At 67.9% G+C, this 25,129-nt stretch carries 22 protein-coding genes and 1 tRNA gene; 15 read left to right on the top strand and 8 right to left on the bottom strand.

What is annotated here, in order from left to right:
- Positions 1 to 52: 52 nt before the first annotated feature.
- The 4 genes from mscL to ACFULV_RS32955 form a co-directional block, all read right to left on the bottom strand.
- The gene (gene mscL, locus ACFULV_RS32940; RefSeq protein WP_378635949.1) at positions 53 to 499 is read right to left on the bottom strand and encodes a large conductance mechanosensitive channel protein MscL; all 447 of its coding nucleotides are present in this window, start codon (positions 497 to 499) and stop codon (positions 53 to 55) included.
- A gap of 147 nt (positions 500 to 646) precedes the next feature.
- Complete coding sequence (locus tag ACFULV_RS32945; protein ID WP_378663642.1) at positions 647 to 1,315, bottom strand: SAF domain-containing protein; 669 nt, start codon at positions 1,313 to 1,315, stop codon at positions 647 to 649.
- An 89-nt stretch (positions 1,316 to 1,404) separates the two neighbouring features.
- Complete coding sequence (locus ACFULV_RS32950) at positions 1,405 to 1,722, bottom strand: FmdB family zinc ribbon protein (RefSeq protein WP_378663645.1); 318 nt, start codon at positions 1,720 to 1,722, stop codon at positions 1,405 to 1,407.
- 71 nt (positions 1,723 to 1,793) lie between these two features.
- Positions 1,794 to 2,393 carry a 5-formyltetrahydrofolate cyclo-ligase gene (locus ACFULV_RS32955; protein ID WP_378663706.1) on the bottom strand — a complete coding sequence of 200 codons (600 nt, stop codon included), beginning with the start codon at positions 2,391 to 2,393 and terminating at the stop codon, positions 1,794 to 1,796.
- 150 nt (positions 2,394 to 2,543) lie between these two features.
- On the opposite strand from ACFULV_RS32955, the gene ACFULV_RS32960 reads away from it, so the two are divergent.
- From ACFULV_RS32960 to ACFULV_RS32985, 6 genes are all read left to right on the top strand, one after another.
- Positions 2,544 to 3,470: a UTP--glucose-1-phosphate uridylyltransferase gene (locus tag ACFULV_RS32960; protein ID WP_378663647.1), complete on the top strand. Its 927-nt coding sequence runs from the start codon at positions 2,544 to 2,546 to the stop codon at positions 3,468 to 3,470.
- Positions 3,471 to 3,509: 39 nt separating this feature from the next.
- Positions 3,510 to 4,769, top strand: coding sequence for a gephyrin-like molybdotransferase Glp (gene glp, locus ACFULV_RS32965; RefSeq protein ID WP_378663650.1), 1,260 nt, complete (start codon positions 3,510 to 3,512; stop codon positions 4,767 to 4,769).
- A gap of 12 nt (positions 4,770 to 4,781) precedes the next feature.
- The gene (locus ACFULV_RS32970) at positions 4,782 to 5,432 is read left to right on the top strand and encodes a GNAT family protein (protein ID WP_358109313.1); all 651 of its coding nucleotides are present in this window, start codon (positions 4,782 to 4,784) and stop codon (positions 5,430 to 5,432) included.
- A gap of 136 nt (positions 5,433 to 5,568) precedes the next feature.
- A complete protein-coding gene (gene glpR / locus ACFULV_RS32975; RefSeq protein ID WP_378635962.1) occupies positions 5,569 to 6,579 on the top strand; it encodes a gephyrin-like molybdotransferase receptor GlpR in 1,011 nt (336 codons plus the stop codon).
- Between the two features lie 98 nt (positions 6,580 to 6,677).
- Positions 6,678 to 6,750: transfer RNA gene (locus tag ACFULV_RS32980), tRNA-Ala, on the top strand.
- 501 nt (positions 6,751 to 7,251) lie between these two features.
- The gene (locus tag ACFULV_RS32985; protein ID WP_378635965.1) at positions 7,252 to 8,841 is read left to right on the top strand and encodes an ArnT family glycosyltransferase; all 1,590 of its coding nucleotides are present in this window, start codon (positions 7,252 to 7,254) and stop codon (positions 8,839 to 8,841) included.
- A gap of 56 nt (positions 8,842 to 8,897) precedes the next feature.
- Here ACFULV_RS32985 and ACFULV_RS32990 read toward each other — a convergent pair whose 3' ends face one another.
- A complete protein-coding gene (locus tag ACFULV_RS32990; protein ID WP_378663653.1) occupies positions 8,898 to 10,382 on the bottom strand; it encodes an MDR family MFS transporter in 1,485 nt (494 codons plus the stop codon).
- 326 nt (positions 10,383 to 10,708) lie between these two features.
- Here ACFULV_RS32990 and ACFULV_RS32995 point away from each other — a divergent pair, with 326 nt between their 5' ends.
- A complete protein-coding gene (locus tag ACFULV_RS32995) occupies positions 10,709 to 11,635 on the top strand; it encodes an alpha/beta hydrolase (protein WP_378663656.1) in 927 nt (308 codons plus the stop codon).
- Here the strand turns inward: ACFULV_RS32995 and ACFULV_RS33000 are convergent.
- Entirely contained in the window at positions 11,625 to 13,901 is a 2,277-nt protein-coding gene (locus ACFULV_RS33000; RefSeq protein WP_378663659.1) for a hypothetical protein, read from the bottom strand. The genes ACFULV_RS32995 and ACFULV_RS33000 overlap by 11 nt on opposite strands.
- Before the next feature lie 151 nt (positions 13,902 to 14,052).
- Between ACFULV_RS33000 and ACFULV_RS33005 the strand changes: the two genes are divergently transcribed.
- From ACFULV_RS33005 to ACFULV_RS33035, 7 genes are all read left to right on the top strand, one after another.
- The gene (locus tag ACFULV_RS33005; protein ID WP_101465771.1) at positions 14,053 to 14,496 is read left to right on the top strand and encodes a GyrI-like domain-containing protein; all 444 of its coding nucleotides are present in this window, start codon (positions 14,053 to 14,055) and stop codon (positions 14,494 to 14,496) included.
- Positions 14,493 to 14,933, top strand: coding sequence for an AraC family transcriptional regulator (locus ACFULV_RS33010; RefSeq protein WP_378635974.1), 441 nt, complete (start codon positions 14,493 to 14,495; stop codon positions 14,931 to 14,933). The genes ACFULV_RS33005 and ACFULV_RS33010 overlap by 4 nt, the downstream gene beginning before the upstream one ends.
- Positions 14,934 to 15,138: 205 nt before the next feature.
- Positions 15,139 to 15,855: a hypothetical protein gene (locus ACFULV_RS33015; RefSeq protein WP_378663662.1), complete on the top strand. Its 717-nt coding sequence runs from the start codon at positions 15,139 to 15,141 to the stop codon at positions 15,853 to 15,855.
- On the top strand, positions 15,852 to 17,984 hold the full coding sequence (locus ACFULV_RS33020) for an Rv1355c family protein (protein WP_378663665.1): 2,133 nt from the start codon (positions 15,852 to 15,854) through the stop codon (positions 17,982 to 17,984). The genes ACFULV_RS33015 and ACFULV_RS33020 overlap by 4 nt, the downstream gene beginning before the upstream one ends.
- Before the next feature lie 23 nt (positions 17,985 to 18,007).
- Positions 18,008 to 19,876 (top strand): putative bifunctional diguanylate cyclase/phosphodiesterase, encoded by a 1,869-nt coding sequence (locus ACFULV_RS33025; protein ID WP_378663668.1) that lies wholly within the window; start codon positions 18,008 to 18,010, stop codon positions 19,874 to 19,876.
- 9 nt (positions 19,877 to 19,885) lie between these two features.
- Positions 19,886 to 20,875 (top strand): GAF domain-containing protein, encoded by a 990-nt coding sequence (locus tag ACFULV_RS33030; protein WP_378663671.1) that lies wholly within the window; start codon positions 19,886 to 19,888, stop codon positions 20,873 to 20,875.
- Positions 20,876 to 20,954: 79 nt separating this feature from the next.
- A complete protein-coding gene (locus tag ACFULV_RS33035; protein WP_378663674.1) occupies positions 20,955 to 22,082 on the top strand; it encodes a glycosyltransferase in 1,128 nt (375 codons plus the stop codon).
- A gap of 23 nt (positions 22,083 to 22,105) precedes the next feature.
- On the opposite strand, the gene rsmI is transcribed toward ACFULV_RS33035, so the two are convergent.
- Positions 22,106 to 22,975 carry a 16S rRNA (cytidine(1402)-2'-O)-methyltransferase gene (gene rsmI, locus ACFULV_RS33040; protein ID WP_378636348.1) on the bottom strand — a complete coding sequence of 290 codons (870 nt, stop codon included), beginning with the start codon at positions 22,973 to 22,975 and terminating at the stop codon, positions 22,106 to 22,108.
- A 177-nt stretch (positions 22,976 to 23,152) separates the two neighbouring features.
- On the opposite strand from rsmI, the gene ACFULV_RS33045 reads away from it, so the two are divergent.
- Positions 23,153 to 24,757 (top strand): dolichyl-phosphate-mannose--protein mannosyltransferase, encoded by a 1,605-nt coding sequence (locus tag ACFULV_RS33045; RefSeq protein ID WP_378663676.1) that lies wholly within the window; start codon positions 23,153 to 23,155, stop codon positions 24,755 to 24,757.
- A gap of 10 nt (positions 24,758 to 24,767) precedes the next feature.
- Here the strand turns inward: ACFULV_RS33045 and ACFULV_RS33050 are convergent, their stop codons facing one another.
- Positions 24,768 to 25,124 (bottom strand): GntR family transcriptional regulator, encoded by a 357-nt coding sequence (locus tag ACFULV_RS33050; RefSeq protein ID WP_378635991.1) that lies wholly within the window; start codon positions 25,122 to 25,124, stop codon positions 24,768 to 24,770.
- Between the last annotated feature and the right edge of the window lie 5 nt (positions 25,125 to 25,129).

The raw sequence follows: 25,129 nt of genomic DNA on the forward strand, positions 1-25,129 counted from the left end.
GGTCCTGCACACCGCGGTGTGCAGGACCCGAACTCGATGTGGCAGTGAGTAATCAGTAGGCGTTGTCGCCGTCGGTGTGCTGCGCCGGCTCGGCCCGGAGGCCGTGTTTACCGTTCGAGCGACCGCGCTGCTCGGCCAGCAGATCCCTGATCTGGATGAGCAGCTCGTTCTCGGTGAGCTCCTCGTCGGCCTGGGAGAACCGCTTCTTCATCCTGGTCGCGGGCACCACCAGGATGAAGTACAGGATCGCTGCGACCAGCAGGAAGTTGATCGCCGCGGTGATGATCGGCCCGACCTCGATGAAGGTGGCCGGTTTATCCGCGACGAGCTGGAAGCCCAGCCCCATCTCGTTCGATCCGCCGAACAGCGCGAGCAAAGGATTGATGATTCCCTCGCTGAACGCGGTGACGATCGCGACGAACGCGGTGCCGATGACGACGGCGACCGCCAGGTCGACCACGTTGCCGCGGAGTAGGAAGTCTCTGAAACCTTTGAGCATTGCCGATGTCTCCTTCGTACAGGAGCCGGCCCGGGGCGCTGCGCTCCATATCGAATGCTGCGAAACGGTGTGCTTGGTTCCTGTGTGATGCTAACGAGAGTTCGGGCAAATTTCTCGCGAACTACACCGTGGGCGACCGGCAAGGCGTCAGTGGAAGACGACAGTCAGTGCCGTCCGCAGCGACGCACCGGCCACGGCGGCGGCGTATGCGGTATCCAGCGCGAGCAGGACCACCCGTTCCGCGCCACGCCGATCACCCGTCGCGGTGACGAGTACCACCGCGGCGTCGGTGGCCAGCGTCCGCGCGGGCTTGGTGGCACCTGGCGCGCCGGCATCCTCCACGCCGACGACATCGACCCGGTCGCCCGCCCGCAACACATCAGCCACCGCGGCATCGGCCAGCCGGATCGGCACGATCCGCGCATCGGTGCTGCCCGCGGCCGCGGCGGCCAAACGGGGGCCGACGACGCGCAGATCGGTGAAGGTCTCCCCGGCGTACATGGCGCCGGTCAGCGTCGCGCCGAGCAGGGGAGCGGTCTCGCTGACGGAACCTATTGGGAGCGAACGTGATTCGTGGTGGTCCACGCGCAGATCGTCGGCGGTGAGTAACCGGCCGGGCGCGAGATCGCGGGCAGCGACCACCACCGCGACCCTGGCTCCACCGGGGTCGCCACGCACGAACAGGACGACGGCGGCTACGGCAAGAACGGCGGCGGCGATACGGCGGACGAGCAACGTGTCGGCCCAGGCCGGACGATTACCAAGGGCGAAACGCCAGGAGCTGCCACGTCCCAGATCGGCGAGACTGCGAGTCATGGGCGAAAGCGTAGAGCCGCGGCCCTGCGGAAAGTCGCTGAAAGCCCCGCCTGTGGATAACCGCGGGGCTGTGGACAACTACCGAAAAGTCAGCTGGCGGCGGCCGGAGTGGAGCTGGTCGACGCGCTCGACGACGAATCGCCGTTGCCGCCGGATCCGTTGCCGCTCGACCCGTTGCCGCTGGTGCTCTCGGACGAGGTCTTCGCCGGTTCGCTCGCGGTGGACGCGCCGCCACGGCTGTCGGTGCGGTAGAAACCGCTGCCCTTGAACACGATGCCGACCGAGTTGAACAGCTTGCGCAGCTTCCCGGAGCACTGCGGGCATACCGTCAGTGTGTCGTCGGAGAAGGACTGAACGATGTCGAAGCGGTTGTCACACTCGGTGCACGCGTACGAATAAGTTGGCACAGGATCCTCCGCAAGTCTCTCGTCGATCTAGCACTCTACCGCCGACACTGCCAACGTCGCGAATCGCGGTTTCATTCCGGCGAAACGGCGAGGTCGCGGCCCAGCTGTTCCAGTCCGCCACCCGGGGTGAGCGCCCAACCCATTCGCCGATCGTGCGGTTCCTCGGGAAGCCGGTCGACCAGTTCATTATCCCGGACAACAGCGATGAGGCGCACGTCCGCCCGCGCGGCGCCCAGCGTGCGGTCGTAATACCCGGCGCCGCGCCCGAGCCGTACCCCGCGCCGATCGACGGCGAGGGCCGGAACCAGGATCGTCGCGGCGTCGGCCACCGCCGCGGGCGGCAAGGTCTCGGTGGCCGGCTCGAGCAGGCCGTAGCGGGCTTTGCGCAGCGAATCGGCGCCCTCGTAGCGCGCCCAGCTCAGCGGACCCGGCTCGCCGGTTACCGGCAGCAACACAGTGGCGCCGCGTGCACGCAGCGCGTCGAGCATGCGCAGATCGCCGGGTTCGCCGCGGACCGGAACGTAGGCGCACACGATGTCATCGCCGGTGGCCAGCCCGGCCGCCGAGGCTGCGAGCGAGGCCGCGTCGACGGCGTGTTCGGCGGAGCCCACCTGTGCGCGAGTGGCCAGGATCTCGCCGCGCCACGCATATTTGGTGCGCTCACCGGGCATATCCACAGCGACCACCATAGTCTGCACAGGCGCGCGTCGATCCGATGTCTTGCGCGCACGGCCGAGCCGACGGCGGACGCCTAAGCTCTTGCCGACGCCGGATCGTCGCGGAGAGGCGATCGGACGGCACTGAATGGATAGGGTATGCGCATGACAGACAAGACTTCCGGTTTCCGCACTGCGGTGGTACCCGCGGCCGGACTCGGGACGCGGTTTCTGCCTGCCACCAAGACGGTGCCCAAGGAATTGCTGCCGGTTGTCGACACCCCCGGCATCGAGCTGGTCGCCGCGGAAGCCGCCGATTCCGGCGCCGACCGCCTGGTGATCGTGACCTCGCCGGGCAAGGACGGCGTGGTCGCCCACTTCGTCGAGGACCTGGTGCTGGAGAGCACCCTGGCCGAGCGCGGGAAGTTCGCGCTGCTCGAGAAGGTGCGCAAGGCGCCGGGCCTGCTCGATGTGACCTCGGTCGTCCAGGAGGAACCGCTCGGCCTCGGCCACGCGGTCGCCCAGGCCGAAGCCGTGCTCGACGACGACGAACTGGCCATCGCCGTCCTGCTGCCCGACGATCTGGTGCTGCCGTGTGGCGTGCTCGAGACGATGAGCCGCGTGCGCCGCGAACGCGGCGGTTCGGTGCTGTGCGCCATCGATGTGCCGAAGTCCCAGGTGAGCGCCTATGGCGTCTTCGATGTCGAGGAATGCGCCGACAACGCCGAGACCGACGTGCTGCGCGTGAAGGGCATGGTCGAGAAGCCCGACCTCGCCGACGCGCCGTCGACCCTGGCCGCCGCCGGTCGCTATCTGCTCGACCGGGTGATCTTCGACGCACTGCGCCGGATCGCGCCGGGCGCGGGCGGGGAACTGCAGCTCACCGATGCCATCGCGCTGTTGATCGCCGAGGGTCATCCGGTGCACGTGGTGGTCCACCGTGGGTCGCGCCACGACTTGGGCAACCCGGGCGGTTATCTTCGAGCTGCTGTGGATTTCGCCCTCGAGCGGGACGAATACGGCCCGCAGTTGCGCGAGTGGCTGAAGTTCCGGCTCAGCCCGGAGTGGGATCCACAGTCGCCCGTCGCCTAAACGCGGTAGATACGCCGCCGCCATAGATTCAGGAGCTCGATGCGCTCGGTTGAGGATCAGCTGATCAAGGTCACCGCGGCTGCGGTCGCACCCCGGCCGGTCCGGGTGGCGATATCCGAAGCCCAGGGTTTGCTGTGCGCGGAGGACGTCGTCACCGAACGGCCGCTGCCCGGCTTCGATCAGGCCGCCATCGACGGATACGCGGTGCGCAGCGTCGATGTCACCGCCGCGGGCGTCGATGTGCGCGACGAGGAGGGCGAGCTGATCGACCTCACCCTGCCGGTGGTCGGCGAAGTGGTGGCCGGTTCGCGCCAGCCCATCCGGTTGCAGCCGCGCCAGACCGTGCGGGTCGATACCGGCGCACCGATGCCGACCCTGGCCGACGCGGTGCTGCCGGTCGACTTCACCGATGGTGGGCGGGCCAGGATCAAGGTCTTCGAGCCGGTTCGCTCGGGCGACTACGTGCGCCGCGTCGGCGACGACGTGCAGCCCGGTGACGTGGCTGTGCGCGCGGGCACGATCATCGGCGCGGCCCAGGTGGGACTGCTCGCCGCGGTCGGCCAGGACAAGGTGCTCGTGCACCCGCGCCCGCGGCTGTCGGTGATCTCGATCGGCGGCGAGCTGATCGACATCGACCGCACCCCGGGCCCCGGCCAGGTCTACGACGTGAACTCCTACGCGCTGGCAGCGGCCGCGCGCGACGCGGGCGCCGATGTGAACCGGGTCGGCATCGTGAGCGCCGATCCGCGCCGGCTCCGCGATGTGGTCGAAGGCCAGCTGGTGCGCTCGGAGGTTGTGGTGATCGCGGGTGCGGTCGGCGGCTGGGCCTCGGATCAGGTACGCGAGGCCCTCGACGGGCTCGGCGAGCTGGAGGTCGAGCGGGTGGCGATGCACCCGGGCTCGGTGCAGGGTTTCGGACGGCTCGGGCGCGACGAGGTGCCCACCTTCCTGCTGCCCGCGAATCCGGTGAGCGCGCTGGTGGTGTTCGAGGTGATGGTCCGTCCGCTGATCAGGATCGCGCTCGGCCGTCGTCAGCCGATGCGGCGGATCGTGAGCGCGCGCACCATCACTCCCATCACCTCGATGCCGGGCCGCAAAGGGTATCTGCGCGCGCAACTGCTGCGCGACGAGGCGACCGGCGACTATCTGGTGCAGCCGCTCGGCAACGGCAACGCGGGCTCTTCGCATCTGCTGGCGACCCTCGCCGAGGCCAACAGCCTGATCGTGGTGGAACCCGACGACACCGATTTCCGTACCGGTGACGAAGTGCAGGTCGCGTTCTTGGCGCAGCGCGGCTGACCAGTGGACTCCATGAACGTATTCCGGGCCGGACAGCATCCCGGCTGGCCCGCCCGGCTCGGTCCGGTGATGGTGGCAGGCGGCAGGGTGACGCTGCGGCCGGTGCGCTTTCGCGATGCCGCCGCGTGGAGCCGGATCCGGCTGCGCGACCGTGACCACCTGGAGCGCTGGGAGCCGACCGGGCGCGGCAGCTGGGAGGCGCGCAATCACGCGTCGAACTGGCCGTCGCTGTGGACGAGCTTGAAGGCCGAGGCCCGGCGCGGGGCGATGATCCCGCTGGTCATCGAGGTCGACGGGCAGTTCAGCGGTCAGCTGACCATCGGCAATATCGTGCGCGGGGCGCTGCGGTCGGGCTGGATCGGGTACTGGGTGGCCAAGGATCTCGGCGGCCAGGGTGTGGCGACGGCCGCGCTCGCGCTGGGGCTCGACCACTGCTTCGGGCCGGTCGGTCTGCATCGCGTCGAGGCGACAGTGCGGCCGGAAAACCATGCCAGCCAGGCGGTTCTGCGCAATGTCGGCTTCCGGGAAGAGGGCCTGCTGCGCCGCTACCTCGATGTCGACGGTGCGTGGCGCGATCATCTTCTGGTCGGGCTGACCGTCGAAGAGGTTATGGGCACTGTGGTGGATCGCCTGGTCAGGGAGGGTCGGGCGGCGCTGCCGTGAAATTTCTGTTACTCATGTGGCAGGTGTGCACGGCGCGCCTGCCACACGGGCGCGTCTGCCCGAATTAACCTACGGACGTCAGTGGTGCGTCCACAGAGGGACAACACGTAGGTGGGGACGGGAGGTGATGACCGCGATGCCGAATTCGATCCTGTGGATCGGACTGGTTGTGCTGTGGGTCTTCGTCCTGTTCCCGATCCTGGCGGACCGGCATCCCCGGATCCGCCGTACCACCGATGCCGCGCTCGCCACACGCGTGCTGCACCGTGGCGGGGCCGAACGACGGATCCGCATCGGCGCGGCAGGCGGTCACGAGAGTGACCCCGATTACCGACCCCGTGTGCTGCGTAAGCGCTCCCACCGAACTGATTCGGAGGATCGGATGACGACCGAAGAGCCCGTCACCGAAGACGACGACGAAAAACTGACCCCCGCAGCCGAACTCGAGGCGGCGGTTGCCGAAGTGGACACCGACGACATCGGCGAGGCCACCGCGACAGCCGATCTCGACGACAACGAGACGGCAGACGTTGCGGCGGAACCACTCTCGGCGGAAGCCGCCGAGGAACCACCCGTCGCCGCGCGCATCCCACCCGCGCCGCCGGCCCGGCTGGACGACCTCGTGGCCGAGGATGACGCCGAATTCGACGATGACGACGACTTCACCCCGTCGCGCCGTGGTCGCGGTGGCTACGACCCCGAGGCCGATGCCATCGCCCGCGCCGCCCGCTACAGCTTCCGTCAGCGCGCGGTCATGGGTCTGGTCATCGGCCTGATCCTGTTCGCCGCGTTCGGGCTGCTGCTCAACTCGATGTTCTGGTGGGCGTTCGGGCTGTCGGCCGCCGTCCTCACGGGCTACCTCGCGTATCTGCGCAAGCAGGTCCACGTGGAGGAGGAGATCCGCCGCAGGCGCGCTGCCCGCCTCACCCGTGGCAAGCGCCACGAGGCCGCTGAAGTCACCCCGGAGGCGGCCACCACCCGTCGCACGATGGATCGTGACACCGCACGCGCCCTGCGCCGCCGCTCCACCCTGCTCGACACCGACGACGAGGATCCGAGGTTCGAGTTCCTCGAGATCTTCGATCCGGCCACGTCTCGCGCGCTCCGCAACCGGGTCGAAGACCTCGGTCAAGCCGTCGGCGAGTAGCTGGTAGTAACCACGCAAAACAGCAGGTCAGAGTACCGATTCGGTATCGGGGCGCAACCCCTGATACAGTGTCACAGCGCGGTTCACCAGAGCCGCACGGGGCTATAGCGCAGTTGGTAGCGCGTCTCGTTCGCATCGAGAAGGTCAGGGGTTCGATTCCCCTTAGCTCCACCCCCAGAAGGGCCCGGTCACCGACCGGGCCCTTTTTCTGTGTCGGCCCGGCGTCGGCGGTCGCGCGCTGGCCGCACGCACCTTAGACTCGGCAACGATCGAATGCATGCCCCCAATTGTTTTGGCATGATCCGTCGATCGATTTAATACTGGTGGGTAATAGTCTTTTCAATTTCCTTCATTATGAAAGCTTCACTTTGCTGTGCAGCAGAATTAACTTATTCGCAAACTACTTAAACCGTTAGCTCGGTCACATCGGTAACGCTGCCCAAGTGGTAGCCGATACACCGAAAATGGCTATTACTGTGGAGGTCAATGCATTTGCGGACCCTGCCGAATAGCAGTAACGTTTCGGTAAAGCACATGATCCGCGCAGGACCGCGAGCGCCCGCGCTCACCAAGTTCGCTGCCGGGGAGGAATCGTTTCACCAGCGAACAGATGTGACGCCACCACGGGAGGGGGCGTCGAATGCGTCTGTTGGAAAGCATCAGAGGCAGTTCATGACAGCGGTCATCGAGGCTCGGACCGAGCCCGAAGATATTCCGAATACCCATCCGTCGTTCGCTTTTCGCGGCGTCGCGCTGATCGCTTCGATCGCCGCGATCGCGCTGACGGTGACGGCGGGTCGCTACGATTTCTTCGGCGACGAACTTTATTTCCTTTCCGCCGGACGGCGACTCGACTACACCTACGCCGATCAGGGCGTGGTGGTGCCGCTGTTCACCTGGATCTCTGATCAGCTCGCACCGGGATCGGTGACGGCGCTGCGGTTCCCGGCGGTCGTGATGGGCGTGGGCGCGGTCGTGGTGTCGGCGCTGATCGCGTACGAACTGCGGGGCAGCCACCGCGTCCAGTTGCTCGCCGCGGCCACTTACGCGACCTCGTACCTGCTGGCCACCCAGGTCGTGCTGAGCACCTTCTCCTTCGATGCCACCCTCACGGCCGTGATCACCTGGCTGTTCATCCGCTGGGTGCGTACCCGTCAGGACTGGCTGCTCATCGTGGCGGGACTTGTTGCCGCCGTTGACATGCAGGTGAAGTGGATGATCCCGATCGTCTGGGCGTGTCTTGGCCTCGGCGTCATCCTGTGCGGTCCGCGCGACATTCTGCGCCGTCCGGCGCTGTGGGGGGCGACCGGCATCCTCGCGTTGTCGCTGATCCCTATTCTCTATTGGCAGTCGCAGAACAACTGGCCGCAGCTGGCGATGGGTCCGATCATCGGCGCGGAGCAGGATGCCACCGGTTACGGTCCGCCGGGATTCCTGCCGCAATGGATCGGCTTGGCCGGCTTCCTCGGCGGATTACTGATCGCGATCGGATTCTGGGCTGTTTTCAAGCAGGAATCGCTGCGTCCGTATCGTTTCATCGCGGTCGCCTTGGTGATCATGACCACATTCGTCATCATTACGCATGGCCGGCCTTACTACCCGACCGGTTTCTTTCCCGCCATGTTCGCCCTCGGCGCTGTCGGCCTGTGGCAGTACGACCGTAAACGGTGGATGAATCTGGCGATGATCCCGATCGCCGCGCTTTCGGTGCTGTCGTTCATCGCGATGCTCACGGTGACGCCGCTGCCGCCGAGCTGGCGCAGCGAGGCCGAGGACGCCATCGACCTCGGAATCCGGTCGGCATTCTGGGGAACCACCAACTGGTCGTCCATGGTGTCCGCCGTCGACACCGGGTACGACACGTTGACGCTCGCGGAACAGTCCAACGCGGTCGTGATCGCCCAGGGCTATTGGCAGGCGGGCGCCGTCGAGCAATTCGGCGGGGAATACAACCTGCCCGCCACTTACAGCCCGAGCCGGGGCTTCGGCTTCTTCGGCCCGCCGCCGGACTCGGCGACCTCGGTGATATACCTCGGACTCGACACCGCCGAGCCCGAACTGCGCGCCCGCTTCACCGACGTAGAGCGAGTAGTGCACCTCGACGACCCCATGGGCATCCCCGGTATCGACCGCATGACGGCCGTCTGGGTATGCAAGGGCCCGAAGCAGCAGTGGTCGACCCTGTGGGACTCGATGACCACGCTGTACTTCGACCTCGGCCTCTGGCGAGACCACCGGGCAACCACCCGGCCCACTCGCTGACAGGCGAACGACGAACCCCCCGGCCGCGAGCGCGACCGGGGGGTTCGTCGTCGGAGTCAGTTCTTGACCAGCTCCGGCGCATCCACGTCGTCCTGCACGGGCGCGGCGTGCGGGTCGGTTGCCGCCCGGTTCGGCAGCAGGACCGCCATCGCGATCACGACCAGGGCCAGGATGGCCGAGATCAGGAAGGCCAGGCGCATGCCGTCGAGGGTGGCGACGGCAGCCGGGGTGCCCTCCTCGATGAGCGAGGTGCTGCGGGCCGACATGACCGTGACCACCAGCGCGGTGCCGAAGGCCGCCGCCACCTGCTGGATGGTGCCCAGCATCGAGCTGCCGTGCGAGTACAGGTGCATCGGCAGTGCGCCGAGGCCGAGGGTGAACACCGGAGTGAACGCCGCGGCCAGCGACACCATCAGCAGGATGTGCAGGCCCAGCAGCTGCCAGTACGGCATGTCCATCGAGATCTGGGTGAAACCGGCCAGCGAGGCGGCGATACCGATCGAGCCGGGGATCACCAGGGCGCGCCCACCGAACTTGTCGAACAGCTTGCCCACGGTCGGACCGAGCAGACCCATCGCCAGACCACCCGGCATCACCAGCAGGCCGGTCTCCAGCGGGCTCAGACCGCGCAGGTTCTGCAGGTACAGCGGCAGCAGGATCATCGAGCCCATCATCGCCAGGAACGCGACCGACATCAGGACCAGCGCCTTGGTGTAGGTGCCCTGCAGCAGGACCCGCAGATCCAGCAGCGGGGTTCCGTTGCGCTGCAAGCTGATCTGGCGCAGCGCGAACGCCGCGATCAGCGCGACGCCGCCGGCGGTGATCAGTGCCGCGGTGGAGTAGCTGTCACCGTGGAACTTGCTCAGCCCGAACACCAGCCCACCGAAGCCGAGGGCCGCCAGTGCCACGCTGGGGAGATCGAGCGTGCCCGGCTGCGGCTCGCCGACGTTCTCCAGCTGGCGCAGACCCAGCCAGGTGACCAGACCGGCGATCGGCAGCATCACCACGAACAGCAGTCGCCAGGAGTCGATTCCCGGGATGGCGATCTGCAGGATCAGGCCCGAGATCACCGGCCCCATGGCAGGCGCGACCGAGATGGCCAGGGTGACGTTGCCCATCACGCGGCCACGGTCCTGCTCCGCCACGACGGTCATCAGGGTGGTCATCAGCAGCGGCATCATCACCGCGGTGCCACCGGCCTGGATGACGCGGCCGATCAGCAGCACCGCGAACGTCGGTGCGAGCGCCGAGATCACCGTGCCCGCGATGAACACGCCCATCGCGGCCGCATAGGCCTGACGGGTGGTGACCCGCTGCAGGAACCAGCCCGTGGTGGGGATGATGGCGGCCATCGTGAGCATGAACGCGGTGGAGACCCACTGCGCGGCGACCTCGGTGACATGCAGATCGCTCATCAACCGCGGGATCGCGTTGATCATGATGGTTTCGTTGAGGATGACGACGAAGGTCGCGAGCACCAGCACGCGGATGACGGTCGGTGTCTTGCCCTTCGTCGTCGGCGTGGATAGATCGGCTGGCATCGGGGTAACCTCCGGAAAACATGGGAAACGGCGGGGCGTGAGCTGTGGCCCGATGCCGAGTCGACGACGTCCCGGCACCACAAGAGAAGAGACGGATTCCGTCGGTCCAACTCATCGGGCGCCGGTCAGTATTCCGGGCGGGTACGACACAAATCACCTGGTTTTTCGGATTCGCGCCGACAGGGACGTATCGAAAGGCGCAGGTCCCGGGGATATCGAAGCCGGTCTCACGCTGGATCGTGAGCCTGGTCACTGCCTGATCTCGGCCGACGGCGCGCCGGTGTGTTTCCCGGAGTGGACCCCGAGCTGCGGGGTATACCGGTTAGGTGACTGCATCGAGAACCTGGCTTGCTGTGGTGTGTGCGATTGTCGCCGCTCTCGGGGGTGCGAAGGCATCGGCCGATCCGGGGGCGTATGTGGCGGGGGAGGCGCCGCTGGGTGGCAGGTCCGCTCAGATCGATGTGTACTCGCCCGCGATGGGGCGGGTGATCCAGAACAAGGTGATCAAGGCGGCGGGGGCCGGGGCTCCCACGTTGTATCTGCTCACCGGGGCCGGTGGTGGGGCGGACGGCATCTCGTGGTGGGACAACACCGACGTGCGCAGCTTCTTCGCCGACAAGTTCGTGAACGTGGTGATGCCGGTCGGTGGGGCGTTCACGTTGTATACCGACTGGATTTCCGATGATCCGGGGGTCGGTCGGGTGCGGTGGGAGACGTATCTGACGCAGGAGCTGCCCGAAGTTATCGATGGTGCGCTGGATACGAGTGGGCGCAATGCCATCGCCGGGGTGTCGATGAGTGCGTCGTCGGCGCTGGATCTGGCGATCCAGAGTGGATCACGGTTTTCCGCGGTGGCGGCGCTGAGTGGTTGCCCGTGGGCTTCGGATCCGATGGGGATCGCGATGGCCAGTGCGCAGGCGGTGCGTGGTGGGGGGAATCCGGGAAATATGTGGGGGATTCCTGGTGGGCCGGGGTGGCGGGAGCACGACGTCTTCGCCAACGCCGGGCGGCTCGCGGGGAAGACTGTTTTCCTGTCTGCGGCTACGGGGTCTCCCGGTGCGCAGGACCGGGGGTTGCCTATGCCGCCGATCGAAGCTCTCGCGGGGGCGTGTACGGCCGCGTTCGCTGGGCGGTTGGGGCAGTTGGGGATACCTGCTGTGCATGTGCACCGGCCGACCGGGTCTCATACGTGGGGGCAGTTTCAGGCTGACTTGCACGAGGCTTGGCCGCACTTGGCCGGGGCTATCGGGTGAGTGGTCCCAGCACGTGAGACCGGCCATTTTGTGGCCGTCCCTCCCCAGGGGCCGGGAGGTTGGTCGAGGGTTCGGGTTCGAGGGTCTCGGACGGGGTGTTCTGGCGGGTTCTGCGGAACCACCACTGCAGCAACGTGATGCCGATCAGGGCCAGTAGGGCTGTGGTGAGGCTGATGGGGAGACCGGGTGGACGCCAGGTGACGGTGAGGGTCGCGTTGTGGGTGCCGGGTGGGATGTCCACCGCTACGAAGGTGCCTGCTACTGCTCGGATGGGGATTTCGCTGTTGCCGAGGGTGGCTGTGTAGCCGGGCCAGGCCAGGCGGGACAGCACGATTCGGCCGCCGGTGCCGGAGGAGACGGTGGCGCGGTTGGTGAGGCCCGCTTCGGGCATGACGGTGGCGTGGACGCCGGATTCGTGGGCGATCAGGTCGCCGGGGGAGGGTAGGGGGTTGACTCGTTCGAGGACCCAGATCTGGTGTTCGTGGCCGGGGTAGTGGACGAACTTCCAGCCTGCGGGGGCGGGGTCGTTTCCCGCGTGGGGATACTGACTGCGTTGCAGGACAATGCGATCCAGCCGCATCAGATCGACGATCGGTGTGTCGGTCGACGGCTCGACAGCGAAGACCCTCCTGTACGCGTCAGGGCAGGTGCCGCCGTCCCATGCCATGCACAGCAAGCCCGCGAAGGCGGCGTGCCCGACGGGTGTGTACCCGTTCACGTATTGCAGACCGAGGTTCTTGGCATAGCTGCCCAGGGCGATGGAGCCGTAAGTGCCTGCGAGCGTGCGTTCTTCGTCGCGCACCATGATCCGGTCCGCCAATTGCAGTGTGCGACCGCCGAAATCGGGGAACGCGGCGGTCATGTCGGAGCGCTGTTCGGCGAATCCGTACGACATCGGGGTCCGGGGCGCCGACGCCACTTGGACGAACGCGATCGGGAAGGTCGTGGCGATGGTCAGCGCGGCCGCGGCGGCGATCCCGCGCGTGCGCGCCAGCCACACCACCCCGGCCCCGAGCCCGACCACCACGAACACGGCGAGGGCGTGGCGTTCGACGAGTTTCGGTGCGGCGGAGAACGATCGGATGAACAGCAACGCGATCAGCGCACCCGCCGCCGCGTACCGTCGCCGCGACGCGGTGAAATCGCCGTAGCGACTGATCAGCACGCACACCAGCACCAGCAGAGCGATCGCGAGCATCGGCAACACGCGCGCCGGCCACCGTAGCGGACCGATCGCTCCCGGTCCCGCTGTCCACATCAGGGTCGCCACCGCGAACAGGGCGATGCCACTCCACGAGGCGGCATGGCGTGCCGCGGCCTTCCAATCGATGAAGGCGAGCGCGGGAATCACGAACCACGCGATGTAGACCATCGGTAGCGGTTGCACATGCCCCCACCACGCGGTGAACGCGGGCACGGTGCTCGGCAGGCTCGCGTTGAGCGATTCCGACCACGGGACGGTCAGGAACGGGTCGTTGTGGATGGTGGAGACGTCACCGCGCCAGGTGGCCTGCGAGGACAGCAGGATCGGCAGGTTGGCGATCATGGACGCGAGCACCGCGAGCCCGGACGCGGTGAGCAGCCGCGCGACCGGCGCCCACCTGCGCTGGTACAGGTATTCGCCCGCGGCGACGGTGGCGATCATCAAGCCGGATTCGACTGCGGGAAACGCGTATTGGATGGTCAGCGCCAGGTACAGGAACACGAACAGCGGGATCGGCCCGGTGCGGCCTCGCGCGTAGAGGACAGCGGAGGCCCAGGCGTGCACCAGCCAGGCGGTGCCGGTCTGCGAGGTGAACCAGCTGGCCTCGTCGAAGAACAGGAACCATCCGCTGAACGGAAACGCCACGCCCGCGACCGCGGCCCATGGCGCGCGGGCGCCGTAGGCCAGGCAGATGCGGAAGACGCCGAGTGCGGCGATCGCGGAGAACACGAACTTCACGGCGGTCGCGTACAGCGCGAGATTGTCGAACGACGGCGCCAGCAGGTACACCAGCAACTGCGCGGGGTTGTAGAGCCCGGCTTCCTCGAGGCTGTAGTTGCCCGCCATCCATTCCCACGGCACCATCGCCGGGAACCGCCCCGCCCGCAATTCGGTCCCGAGCAACTGCCACATCGGCACGTATTGCGCCTCGGTGTCGTCGGTATAGAAGTGTCGCGAATCCCCCAGCAGCACAGCGAGATACCCGATGAGGACCGCGGCGATGACGACCCCGGCCCACCGCACGACTTGTTTTCGCGGTTCGAGCTCCGCGCGTACCCACACGAGCGCGGGAGCTTAGAGCATGGAGATGAATCGAACAACAGCGCCGGGTGTCCGTCCGGGAGTGGTGGACGTTTGTCCAGCTCAGATATGGTTAGGGTGGGGTTTGATAGCATGGCGCAACCCGAGCAGGACCCTTCGAGAGAGTCGTCAATTGCAGTTCGAAATCGTCGAGCGGGACGAGACCTGGGTGGCCGGTCTTCCGGTTCGCAGTCCCAAACGCGCACTCGGTGAGCTCCGCGACCGTGACCTCGAAGCGGCATGGTCGGCGGTTCTGCATCAGGATCTCGGCGGGCCACTGGCCAGCGCCTATACCGACTACACCGGTGAGCTGAGCACGTACAACACCCAGATCGTGGGCTATCAGTGCGAGTCGCTCGATCAGGTCACTCGCGGACATCTGGCGGCCCGGTTGCCGCGCGGCACCTACGCTCGTTTCTCCTCGGTCGGTAATTTCCCGCAGGTGATGACGGATCTGTGGACCCAGATCGCCTACGCCGAGGAGCACAACCAGATCAAGCGCACCTTCACCGGCGATTTCGAGTGCTACCCGCACGCGTACAAGATCGACCTGTACCTGGCGGTCGACCCGCGATGACCTATTCGATCGTGGTCCGTGGCGCGGCGCTGTACGGCGGCCTGGCGGTGCCGAAGGTGCACCCGAGTTTCAAGGTGAGCAACAGCGACCTGATCGAGTTCCTCAAGGACCGGCTGCGCGACCGCCCCGGCGGCGGCGAACCGCTGCACACGGTCTACGTGCCCGACCCGGCGGGCAACTGGAACGCGCTGGTGGCACGCGAATACGCGACTCCGGACGACGTGCCGGTCGGCGATCTCATGCTGCGCGTCCCCAAGGGCATCTACGCCCGTTTCGCGCCGAACGGCGACTATCACGACCCGGTGGAAGACGTCTGGGCCCAGGTCGACGACGCGACGGCGTCGGCCGAGATCTCCCGCGCCTACCGCGAGGAGATCGAAGTCTGGCACGGTCCCGACACGGTGGAACTGTTCGTGTCGATCACAGTTGATAGCTGAAAGTTAGCCGAATTCGAACCGATCGGTCTGGACTCGACCGCCTTCCGTGTATTCACCCGTTCTGACCTGGGGTTATTTCAACTGGCTCAGAAGGTTACCGGAAAATTAGCCACTCGTATGGTGCATTCCTGCGGAATGACGGATACTGCGTAGGAAATCTTTGGCTGGTCGGACAAAGCCGACGTGGGTGTAGGTACGGAGTTGTATGAGGGTGTCGGCTCACACCGGCTCGGATCACCGGGTGGTCGGTGCGAATGCGGGCGGGTTGCGGTACCTCGACAGCAGCTCCGGATGCCATGTCCGCATCTGTTCACCAGAGGAAGATCCGGCTCTGTGGGATCGGTATCTCGAGGGTGCGCTGAATGGTTACCGGCACTACGGAGTTCAGGACGCGCTCGATGTCGAGACCCTCGCCGACGGCCGTTCGACGTCGCTGTTCCTCGTCGCGATCGATCCCGACGGGTCGGTGGTGGCCGGACTGCGCGCGCACGGGCCGCACGCGACCGCCGACGATATCCCCGGATTCCACCCATGGCTCGGCACTCCAGGCGAGGCCGCCCTGCGTGCCTCCGTCGACGCCAAGGTGCCGCACGGAGTCGCCGAATCCAAGGGCGGGTGGTCGATACGGTCGGTCCCGCGCAGGCCGGAACTCGGTGCGCTGGTGGCCCGCGGCGTCGTCCATGTCACCTGGTTGCTCGACGTGCGGTACGGGTTCGGCGTCAGCCCCCTGCATCAGCTCGAGTCCTACCGATCGAGTGGGGCGCGCCAGGATCCCGGCATTCCCGCCGTGTCCTACCCGGACGAGCGGTACACCACCGTGCCGGTGTGGTGGGACCTGACCGATCTGTCGGCGGCGACACCGGCCCAGCGCGATCTGATCGACGTCGAGCGCGCGCAACTGCTCGAAACGCGACGCCCATGATCCGAGACCTCGCACCCACCGACGTCTTCCGGGCGTCGGTGCTCGATGACGCGGTCCCCGCCGACGCGGCCGAGCTGGCACGCCTGCGGCAGCTCCCCGGTATCTCGGTGAGCGATCTGCGTCCCGCGATGCGATCGGAACTGGCCCGGCTCAAAGCCGCGCCCGACGCGGACCCGGCCGATGATCGCTGGGTGTACTACCCGTGGCGCTGCGCGCTGGTCGCCATCGTCGGCGCCACCGCGTTTCGCGCTGTTCGGCAGGACCGCAACCGGAACAAGCTGACCATCGCCGAGCAACGGCAGCTGCGCGGACAGTCGGTCGGCGTCATCGGGCAGAGCGCGGGGCACGAGATCGCCTACGTCGCCGCGCTGGAAGGCGCCTGCGGGCTGCTGCGGATCGCCGACTTCGACACCGTCGAGCTGTCGAATCTGAATCGGATTCCCGGTGGGCTGTTCGACATCGGGCTCAACAAGTGTGTCGTCACCGCCCGGCGGATCGCCGAACTCGATCCGTACCTGCCTGTCGAGATCTTCCCGGCGGGCGTCGACGAGTCCTCGATGGACGAATTCCTGACCGGGCTGTCGGTGGTGGTCGAGGTCTGCGATTCCCTCGACGTGAAACTCGCCGCCCGCGAGGCGGCCAGGCGGCACCGCGTCCCGGTGCTGATGGAGACCAATGATCGAGGTCTGTTCGATGTCGAGCGATTCGATCTCGAACCCGATCGGCCGCCGTTCCACGGCCTGCTCGGCGAGACGACGAGAGCTGATCTGCGCGGATTGTCGAACCGTGACAAGGCCCCGCACGTGATGCGGATCCTCGACCCGGACCAGCTCTCGGCCCGGCTCGCCGCCAGCCTCACCGAAATCGACGAGACGGTCACCACGTGGCCCCAGCTCGGCAGCGATGTGGGGCTCGGCGCGGCCATCATCGCCACGGCGGTGCGCCGGATCGGCCTCGATCAGGCGCTGCCGTCCGGGCGAATTCGCGTCGACCTCGAGCGCGAGCTCGACAGCCTCGGCGAGCCCGATCGAGGTGACCGCAGATTCACGGCCGATGCCGTGCCGCTCGATGAGCTCGACGAGCCGCACACATCGATCGCCCGCATCCTGCACGGCATCGAACGCGCGCCGTCGGGCGGCAACGCGCAGCCGTGGGTGGTGCGCGTCGACGGTTCCGCCGTGCATCTCGCGGTCGACCCGGCGCGTACCTCCGGGATGGATATCGGATTCCGTGGCAGCGCGGTGGCTCTCGGCGCAGCCCTCTACAACGCCCGCGTCGCCGCCGCCGCTCAGGGTTTGCTGGGGACCCACGAGATCGTGCTCGGCGGTACGGCTCCCGTGTCGGCTGTGCTGCACCTCGGTGCGCGCGCCGACCCCGAACTGGCCGCCGATTACCCTGGAATGCTCACCCGTGCCACCAACCGGCACCTCGGCGACGGGCGCACCTTGGCGCCGGAAGTGCTTGACGCACTGGCTGTTTCGGCGGCGGCGGAGGGCGCTTTCGTGCGCGGGGTCACCGATCGCGCCGGGCTCGGCGAGGTCGCGGAACTCCTCGCCGAGTCCGACCGCATCCGCTACCTGACGCCCCGGCTGCACGCGGAGATGTTCGGTGAATTGCGCTGGCCCGCTGACGATTTACGAACCGGACTCGACCTGCGAACCATGGAGCTGGCCTCCGACGAGTACGCCAAACTGGCCATCGGCGGGCGTGCCGATGTGATGGCCTACCTGCGGGACTGGTCCGGCGGCGCGGCGCTGGGCGACTACGCGCACCAGCGGATTTCGTCCGGCTCGGCGCTGATCGCGGTCACCTGTCCAGCCGGCGCCGACGCCGATCTGACCGATTATGTGCGTGGCGGTTCCGCCGTCGAGCGCGTGTGGATTGCCGCGCAGAAGCTGGGCCTCGCGGTGCAGCCGATGTCCCCGGTTTTCCTCTACGTCCGTGACGCCAACGATTTGCGCAACGTATCCGCAGGATTCACAGATACACTGGCCTCGATCCACAAACGGTTCTCCGCACTGATGGGAATTCCCGGGCACGAGACGGTCACGGCAGTATTACGACTGAGCTATGCGCCCGCGCCGACAGTACGGAGCGCCAGGCTCCCGGTACTCGGTTCAGGGAACTGACAGATAGCACGATCGGAGAAACGGTGCCTCGGCGAAACCTCGACTCGTTGGTGACGCAGGTCGCCTCGGAGTTGATGGGCGTCGACGCCACGACCATGGTCGTGGCCAGCGAGCGCGTGCTCGCGAGCCTGGTGGACTACTTCGACGTGGAGTTCGCCTATCTGCGCCACACCGTGCGTGAGCAGCGCCAAACCGTGCTGATCGCCGAGTGGCCGCGTCGGCCCTACGTGCCCGACCCCGACCCCCTACGCGTCATCGACTTCGCCGAGGCCGACTCGCTCTTCCTGGCCAGCGAGAACGCCGTCGAGCCGATCATCGTCAGCCGGGGCGACGAATACCCCGACTACCAGGAGATGATCAGGCAGACCACCGGCATGCCCTCGATGGTGACCGCCTGTGTACCCCTGGTCTCGCGCGGGGTGTCCACCGGCGCGCTCGGCTTCGTCCGGCGCGGTGACCGGGCCTGGACCATCCGCGAGGTCAATGTGCTCAAGGCGATCGCGGCCTTGTTCGCCCAGCTCCAGGCCAGGGTGGAGGCCGAGGACCGGCTGCGCTACATCGCCTCGCACGACGATCTCACCGGCCTGGCGAATCGGCGCGCGCTGCTCGAGCACATGGAGGAACGGCTCGCGCCGGGGAACGAGGGTCCGGTCGCGACCTTCTTCCTCGACCTCGATCGGCTCAAAGCGCTCAACGACTTCCTCGGTCACAACGCCGGCGACAACTTCATCCGCACGCTCGCGGCCAGGTTACGCAAGAACTTCGCCCCCGAGGACATGATCGCGCGCTTGGGTGGCGACGAGTTCGTCATCGTGCCCGCCAAGACGATGGACGCGGTGGCCGCCGAACTGGAGGCGAACCGGATCCAGGAGCTGGTCGGGCGCCGGGTCTCGGTCGGGCAGGAATCGGTGAGCCGCGGGGTCAGCGTCGGCGTGGCGCTCGGTGTGCCCGGCGAGACGACGGTGTCGGACGTGCTGCGCCGTGCCGACCACGCGTTGCTCTCGGCGAAATCCGGTGGTGGCAACGGGATCGCGGTGTTCACCGACGCCATGCGGGTCCAGTTCGAGTTACAGGACGACGTCGAGGTCAATCTGCGCAGCGCGGTGTCCGACGGGTCGATGGTGCTGCACTATCAGCCCGAGGTGGACCTGCGCACCGGACGCATCGTGGCGCTGGAAGCGCTGGTGCGCTGGCAGCACCCCACACGCGGACTCCTGCCGCCCGGCGCGTTCGTCGCCGTCGCCGAGGCCACCAACCTGGCGGGCGAACTCGGCCGGTGGGTGATCCGGTCGGCCTGTTCGCAATTCGCCGACTGGCGCCGCCGCGGGCTGGCCGCCAATGTGGTGATCCGGATCAATGTGTCCCCGGTCCAGCTGGTGAGCGCCGATTTCGTCGAGCGCATCGAGGACATTCTGCGCCTGTACGGGATCGATGGCAGTTCTGTCTGCCTGGAGATCACCGAACACGTGGTCGTGCAGGACCTCGTGCGAACCAGGCTCACCCTGCGCGGCCTGAAACGGATGGGCGTGCAGATCGCCATCGACGATTTCGGTACCGGCTACAGCTCGCTCTCCCATCTCAAGGCGCTGCCCGTCGACGCCGTGAAGATCGACCGCGGTTTCGTGCAGCGGCTCGGCGACAGCGACGACGACCTGGCGATCGTGAAGTCGATCATCGGGCTGGCCGGGTCGTTCGGCCTCGGCGTGGTGGGCGAGGGAGTGGAGACGCCGATGGCGGCCAGAACGCTGGTCGGTCTCGGCTGCTACCGCGCGCAGGGGTTCCTCATCGCCAGGCCGATGCCGGGCGAGGAAGTCGAGGCGCACCTGCGCGAAGGACGTATTCCGCTGGACCTCGACCTGCCGCGCGCGGGCCGTGGCGTGGCGTCGAGCTGAATCGCGGCGATGCCGTCCGACGATTGGCTCCTGGTGGAGACCCTTCACCCCGGTGGTGAGCCGACGGTGGTCGCCGCGGGGGCGCACCCCAGGCACTGGTCCGGGCTCGGCTCGCTGCGTCGCGTTCTCGGCCCGTCCCGCGCACGGATCGCGACGGAGGCGGTGCGGCGTTGCCACGCGGACGAGCGAGCGCAGCGCGTGGTCGAGGCGGACTCGCTGGTGGTGACCGAGCCGGTGCCGTGCGCGTACGGCGGCGTCCACGGGGTGCGGCTGTGGGCCGGAGCCGTCGATACCCCGATCCCGCCACCGCGCCGGGTCGCGGCCTGGGACTGGGATGCCGACACCGAGCTCGCCCATCACGGACCCGGTCTGGAGGAACTCGTCTTCGCCAGGGACCCCGAGCAGGTCCGGGTGATCCGCACGCCGCCCGAGGCGTTCGGCCGGATGGCGCGCTTCGACGGGCGCATCGACTACTTCGCGATGGTCGCGCGCATCGACGACGGTGGCCTGTGGCAGGGCGAGGTCGACATGGCCGGCGACGACGACGAGGTCCGCCACTTCCAGATGATCACCAGGGCGGTACCCGCGCAACGCCGGATCAGCGCGCTGATGCACGCCATCCCCGAGCTCGACACCGCCCAGCCCGCCGCCGATCCCGATACGGCCATGTTGCGCGCCGTTTCGCAGAGCAGCGGTGTGGGTGTCGGCATCATCGAGCTGACCAGCGCCCTGATCTACGAATGGGCCGGACCACCGCTGCCCCCGCTGGATCGCTGGCTGGTGGAGCGACCCGTCATCGATCCTGATGATCTCGCCGCGTTGCGGGGCGCCTGCCACGACCTGGCCCGCACTCCGGGTACCGGCAGGCGACTGGAGCTGCGGGTGCGGTTCGCGGTCGGGGAGTGGATCACCGCGCAGGCCGAACTGGTGGCCATGAGTACGGGGCACGGGCTGCTGCGGGTGTGGTCGGCCGGTGACGGCGCGCCCGTCGCGCACTGAGCCGCATCTTTCGACGCTGTTCACCTCCCGTTCCTCGGGCATGACCCGGAGGTAACCCGCGCGGCGCGACGATCGGCGTGTGCGCATCGTGCAGCTTGCCAATTTCTATGGCCCGCGATCGGGTGGGTTGCGCACTGCCCTGCACCACCTCGGTGAGGGCTATGTGGCGGCCGGGCACGAAGTAGTGCTGATCGTGCCGGGGTCGCGGCGTTCGGAAGAGGTTCTGCCCACCGGTGCGTTGCGAATTACTCTGCCCGCGTTGGGAATTCCGTGGACCGGTGGGTATCGCGCGGCGGATCCGCGGCGGGTGGCCGATGTGCTGTCCGGGTTGTCGCCGGACGTGCTCGAGGTGTCGGACCGGCTCACGCTGCGTGGTTTCGGCCGGTGGGCAGGGCGGCGCGGGGTGGCGAGCGTGATGATCTCGCACGAGCGCCTCGACCGGCTGCTCGGCCAGTTCCTGCCCGGACCCGCCGCGCGCCGCTGCGCCGACGTGGCCAACCGGCGCACGGCCGCCGACTACGACATGGTCGTGTGCACCACCGACTTCGCGCGGGAGGAGTTCCTGCGGATCGGTGCGCCGAACGTGGAACTGGTCCCGCTCGGGGTGGACCTCGATCTGTTCAGTCCCCGACGCCGTGACCTCGGCTTGCGCGCCGATCTCGGCGTCGCCGGGCATCCGATGCTGGTGCATTGCGGTCGGCTGTCGGTGGAGAAGCGTGTCGACCGCAGTATCGAGGCGGTCGGCGCCCTGCATCGCGCCGGCGTACCCGCCCGGCTGGTCGTCGCGGGCGACGGGCCGCGGCGCGAGTCGCTCGAACGCCGCGCCCGCACCCTGCCCGCCCTGCCCGGTGGCGAACCCGCGGTCCACTTCACCGGCTTCATCAACGAACGCGCGATGGTGGCGAAACTGCTCGCCACCGCCGATGTTTCACTGGCGCCGGGCCCGCACGAGACCTTCGGCCTCGCCGCTCTGGAGGCCTTGGCCGCGGGCACTCCGGTCGTGGCCAGCCGCTCGTCCGCCCTCGCCGATATCGTCACCGCCGAATGCGGGGCCATCGCCGCCGATCGTCCCCGCGCCTTCGCGCGCGCCGTCACCGACGTCTTGGCCATGCCCACCTCCGGCCGCCGTCGAGCTGCCCGCTCGCGCGCCGAGCAATTCGGCTGGCCCCGCGCGGTCGCGGGAATGCTCGCGGTGCTGGGCCGCTGATCCGCCCGGCTCGGCGTTCCGGTTCAGCTCTGCGAGCGGGCCGCCAGGACGGCGTCGTAGAGCTCGCGGCGAGAGGCGCCCCGGCCGGCGGAGACCTCGGCGCAGGCGTCCTTGAGCCGCATACCGCCTGCCACCAGTGTCTCGACCTCGTCGACCAATTCGGCGGGCTCGGCCGAAACCGGCTGGGAGCCTTCGAGAACCACGGTGATCTCGCCGCGGGCGCCATCGGCGGACCAGGCGGCCAGTTCGCCGAGCGTGCCGCGCACGACCTCCTCGTAGGTTTTGGTGAGTTCGCGGCAGATGGCGGCGCGACGGTCGGGGCCGAGGACCGCGACCGCGTCGGCCATACAGTCGGCCAGGCGGTGGGGTGCTTCGAAGAAGACGATGGCGCGCTGTTCGGAGGCCAGCGTGCGCAACCACTCTCGGCGCTGGCCGCCCTTGCGCGGGGCGAAGCCGTCGAAACAGAAGCGTTCCACCGGGAGACCGGACAGGGCCAGCGCGGTGGTGACCGCCGAGGGGCCGGGCAGGCAGGTGACCGGGAGATCACGGTCGACGGCGGCGGCGACCAGGCGATAGCCGGGGTCGCTCACCGACGGCATGCCGGCATCGGTGACCAGCAGGACCGTCAGACCGCTCGCGATGTCGTCGAGCAGGGCGGGGATGCGGGCGGCTTCCACATGATCGTAGAAGCTGACGACGCGGCCGGTGATCTCGACGCCGAGCGCCTTCGCGAGCGATTTCGTGCGGCGGGTGTCCTCGGCCGCGACCACGTCGGCCGAACCGAGCGCGTCGCGCAGTCGCTGCGACGCGTCGCCGATGTCGCCCATGGGGGTTGCCGCTAAGACCAACACAGTGTTGTCCGACCTCTCCGGTAAGTTCTCCCCGCAGGCGATCGAGTGCGGCGAGCAGTGCGGCCAGGCGGTATTCGGTCGCCAGGAAGCCGCGTGCGTAGATGGCGCGTGTTCATTCTGTCAGGCGGGGGAGCCGCGCCCGAGGGCGCGTAGGTGGGGAAACGAGGGGGCACAAGTGTCGGGTCGGACTTCGTGGGTGGCACCGCCTACGATCGGGGCGTGATCCCGGTGACCGATGAGCGCGCGATGCCTCCGTCGCGTCCCGTGTCGGCGTTGGTCAGCCCCGCGCCGCTGCGCCCGGCCCCCGATTTCGGTCCGCTCGACACCGCGCGCGGCTGGCTGGTCACCGCGGTGCTCACCGTCATCGCCGCGCTGACCAGGTTCATCAACCTGAACTATCCGACCGACGCGCGCACGCCCGTCTTCGACGAAAAGCATTACGCCCCACAGGCCTGGCAGATGGTCACCGGCGGCGGGGTGGAGGACAACCCCGCCTACGGCCTGGTCGTGCACCCACCCGTCGGCAAACAGTTCATCGCCCTCAGTGAGGCGATCTTCGGCTACAACGCGTGGGGCTGGCGTGGCACGGCGGCGCTGGCAGGCACGATCCTGGTGCTGCTCGTGGTGCGGATCGTGCGCCGGATGGCCCGTTCGACGCTGATCGGCGCGTTCGCGGGCGTGCTGCTCATCGCCGAGAGCCTGACCTTCGTCTCCTCGCGCATCGGCATGCTCGACATCTTCATGTCGCTGCTGGTCACCGCTGCGTTCGGCTGTCTGATAGTCGACCGCGACGACGTGCGCGAGCGCATGGCTCGCGCGGATCTGGCCGGGCGGGTCGGCGTCTCGGACTGGGGTCCGCGGCTGGGCGTGCGCTGGTGGCGGTTCGGCGCGGGCGTGCTGCTCGGGCTCGCGTGCGGCACCAAGTGGTCGGGCATCTACTACATCATGTTCTTCGGCCTGCTCAGCGTGGCCTTCGACGTGAGCGCGCGCCGCGCGTACGGCGTGCGTAAACCGTGGCTGGGCGCGATGGTGCGCGACGTGGGGCCCGCGCTGTACGCGCTGGTGGTGATTCCGCTGGTGGTCTACCTGTCCTCGTATTGGGCGTGGTTCGCCAGCGAGAACGGGGTGTTCCGGTACGCGGTGGGCAATCAGGTCGGCAGCGGCGGCGCGTTCGCGTTCCTGCCCGACGCGCTGCGCTCGCTCTGGTACTACCAGGGCGAGACCCTCGACTTCCATTCCAGTCTCACCAATTCGGCGGGCAACCACCATCCGTGGGAATCCAAGCCGTGGACCTGGCCGATGGGCCTGCGCCCGATGCTCTACTACTACGCCGACGGCACCGTCACCGGTTGCGGCGAAGCGCAGTGCGTGAAGGCCGTGATGGCCGTCGGCACACCCGCGCTGTGGTGGCTGGCGCTGCCGCTGATCGGCTGGATGGTGTGGCGTTCGGTGGTGCGCCGCGACTGGCGTTACGCGGCGGTGCTGGTGGGGTACGGCGCCGGGCTGCTGCCGTGGTTCCTGACGCTGGACCGCCAGATGTACTTCTTCTACGCGGTGGTGCTCGCGCCGTTCCTGGTGATGGGGATGGCGCTGGCACTCGGCGACATTCTCGGGTCGGCGAGACCCGCCGGGATACCGCGCAGCCCGACGGGTACCTATCTCCCCGCCCCGGTGAACGAGCGGTACGCGCTCGGCTTGCTGATCGTCAGCATCTATCTGGGCTTGGTGATCGCGAACTTCGTCTGGCTGTGGCCGATCCTCACGGGTCAGGCGATCACGCCGCAGAACTGGCAGGACCACCTCTGGCTGCCGAGCTGGCGGTAGCGCCGGGCAGTCAGTCCAGGGCGCGGTGGACGAAGGCGATCGCGTCGGCGTCGTCGAGTCCGAGCCGCCGGATGGTGGTCACGTAGTCGACGGCCGCGCGGCTGGCTATATCGCGGGTGGGATCGCCGGAGGAAGCGATGAAAGAGCCTTGGCGGCCACGGGTTTCGAGCACGCCGTCGGATTCCAGTTCGCGGTAGGCGCGGGCGACGGTGTTGGGGGCGATGCCGAGGTCGGCGGCCAGCGCGCGGACCGTGGGGATCTTGGTGCCCGCCGGGAGGGTGCCCGCGCGGACCTGTTCGATCACGGCCATGCGCAACTGCTCGTAGGGTGGCTGGGCGGAATCGGTGGACAGCTCGACGTGGAACACGATGC

It is taken from the genome of Nocardia sp. NPDC057272, assembly GCF_042668615.1.
Lineage (GTDB): Bacteria > Actinomycetota > Actinomycetes > Mycobacteriales > Mycobacteriaceae > Nocardia.